At 46.7% G+C, this 2334-nt stretch carries 3 protein-coding genes; all 3 read left to right on the top strand.

Going from position 1 to position 2334, the window contains the following annotated elements; all coding sequences use genetic code 11:
• The first annotated feature begins 756 nt into the window (after nucleotides 1-756).
• The 3 genes from HUJ19_RS00035 (at nucleotide 757) to HUJ19_RS00025 (ending at nucleotide 2169) form a co-directional block, all read left to right on the top strand.
• A complete protein-coding gene (locus HUJ19_RS00035) occupies nucleotides 757-1215 on the top strand; it encodes a hypothetical protein (protein WP_290621517.1) in 459 nt (152 codons plus the stop codon).
• A gap of 73 nt (nucleotides 1216-1288) precedes the next feature.
• Nucleotides 1289-1678, top strand: a complete 390-nt coding sequence (locus tag HUJ19_RS00030; protein WP_290621515.1) for a hypothetical protein — start codon at nucleotides 1289-1291, stop codon at nucleotides 1676-1678.
• A 113-nt stretch (nucleotides 1679-1791) separates the two neighbouring features.
• Complete coding sequence (locus HUJ19_RS00025; protein WP_290621513.1) at nucleotides 1792-2169, top strand: Rap1a/Tai family immunity protein; 378 nt, start codon at nucleotides 1792-1794, stop codon at nucleotides 2167-2169.
• Nucleotides 2170-2334: the final 165 nt, after the last annotated feature.

The raw sequence follows: 2334 nt of genomic DNA, 5'->3' as shown, positions 1-2334 counted from the left end.
AAACTCGGAGCAAAGTATAACACGACATATCCGCGAAGAATTAGCGACATTCAGGTGACATGAAGGCGACACGGGTTTAATAATCAAAGAGTTAACGGGCATTGTAAGCGAGTTGCTTGGCTAACAGTTTTATCCGATTCACTATAAGTAACTTCTATTGAGTTTGGAGTTAGCGAATGCTCACATTGCGGAAATATGGGTATTAACAAAAAAGTAATGGAAAGGGGCAGATTTAGTGCCGTTTTCTACCTGAAATATACCGATATAAGGAATTTTCGGTCCGCTAATCCCTAAAATATCCAGAGAATCGTCACTTGTAAAAAAAGACTAATGATAATAAAGTCTTACGAATGAATTCGTATAATAAAATGTTATGAGTAAATTGAGGAAAGTTGGGTGCCATTGATTCTTGTGTTTGCTCTATTAGTGGTGTCTTCGCCCTGTTCAGGTTCGGCGTCATCGTGCTTGACCGGCACGTGTCCGGGTTTCAAGTTAACCCAATCTTGAGACGGGGAAGGATTCGCAACATTCGAGAGTACAAAATCATGCACAACTACATCGAAATGCTTTTCGAGCAAGATCCAGAGCTATTCAACCAAAGCCCTGGCACAGCAAGATTAAATTCCTTGATGAACGCCTACCACAGTGAAAACTCATAACAAGGCCATTAAGTCTGTTCCGGGCCGTTGGCCCTCCACCGGACGCCCTTGTCAGGGCGCCGCTTATGGCTGGCGTTAACTGTCATGGAAGATTCGAGTGAAATTTGAAGTATCGAGCAATCTTAAAATCAGTCCGGAAGATGTTTCCGAGCTGCTCACCATGAGGGGAGTGAATAGAGAACTTAGCCCTATTATCCGCATGACAGCTCCCGCAGATTGGTCAAGCAAACCAATTTTTGAATGGCCTACGGGTAAAGAGCTATTTTCAAGCTGGATACTTCTTTTCGGTCTCTTTCCCATCGACCGTCACAAGTTCTTTTTTCGGGAAATTGATCGCCTACGTGGCTTTAACGAAGCATCGAGTTCGTTCACCAATAAGGTGTGGCAACATCACCGGGAAATCGTCAGCAACGAAAGATCATGCCGGGTCACCGATACCGTCGAGTTCCAAAGCAGGTTACCCGTATTGGCATACGTTTTGGCACCGGTTTACCGGTTCATCTTCAAGCACCGTCATCAGGTGCTAAGGTCTTACTATGGTGGTAAGGCCAGTTAACCAGTGGGTGAAGCTGACCGGTACTACGCTGCGCTCCGCACCGGCAGCTTACCCAAAACGTTATGCATAGGATATGAGTTTGATCAAGAAGCTGTTTACAGAAAAGCTCTACGTGAAGATCTCGCGAAACCGTTTTGAGATCATGAAGGTGTCAGGTGATCTTGCTGTCGAGGTTGTTTCACCAGCAGAACCCTTCAGCACATCTCGGCTTCTGATAGGGGAGTTCCGATTAGCTGAACGCCATTTATCCAATGGCATAAAGAAAGTTCTGCCAAAGCAATTTCTGAAGAAGAGCCCAGAAATACTGATGCACCCCCTTGAGATGATCGAGGGTGGCTTGTCTGAGGTGGAAGAAAAGATTCTACGGGAAATAGCTCTTGGTACTGGTGCTCATAAAGTAGAGATCTGGTTGGGGGGAGAGCTAACACCCCAAGAAGCGGTCAAAAAACTGGAAAATGCATAACAAAGCCATTAAGTCTGTTCCGGGCCGATGGCCCTCCACCGGACGCCCTTGTCAGGGCGCCGCTTATGGCCGGCGTTAGTGTCTGAGGCCCATGCCCCCAGTTAGGAGTAACAATGACAAAAATTCGAATCCTTCTCCTGTTGGGCGTGACTTGCCTATTTTCCGGCAACACATGGGCTCTTACCGGTGGCGAAATTTATCAAGGGTGTTACGCCGCCGCCCAGGATAGCTTCGACTTTGACAGCCTGTCCCCTGGCGAAGAAGTCTATGTTGGTCATTGCATGGGTCTAATAACGGGTTTCGTCGAAATGATTCGTCTTTATGAGGGCACAGAAGCTCCTCCAGTGGCTTGTATTCCGAAGAATGTGACCGTTTCCATGATTCTCGACGACGTTGTAAATTTTTTAGATCAGAACAGAGCACATTGGGAGATGAGCGCTTCTGTCTTGGTAATTATAGCTATAAAAAACAATTATCTATGCGATTCCTAGTCACGTGTTGGGGGCCGCTGATGGCACAACCACTAACCAGTCGCTTAAGTACGTTCCCGGCCTGTCGGCCGTCCACCGGACGTCCCTGACGGGCCGCCGCTTAGCTTCGCGTTAGGTGAACAATGCGCCTCAAAAAAATATTCATAATAAATTTGGTTTTAGGCA

This window comes from Kangiella sp., from assembly GCF_014762745.1.
Taxonomy (GTDB): domain Bacteria; phylum Pseudomonadota; class Gammaproteobacteria; order Enterobacterales; family Kangiellaceae; genus Kangiella.
Note: the sequence above shows the minus strand (reverse complement) of the source record. Positions and strands in the feature narration are given on the sequence as shown.

What these genes read in the sequence shown, in the direction of transcription:
- HUJ19_RS00030 (WP_290621515.1), top strand. Translation starts at nt 1,289, where the DNA reads ATGAGTTTGATCAAGAAGCTGTTTACAGAAAAGCTCTACGTGAAGATC.
- HUJ19_RS00025 (WP_290621513.1), top strand. Translation starts at nt 1,792, where the DNA reads ATGACAAAAATTCGAATCCTTCTCCTGTTGGGCGTGACTTGCCTATTT.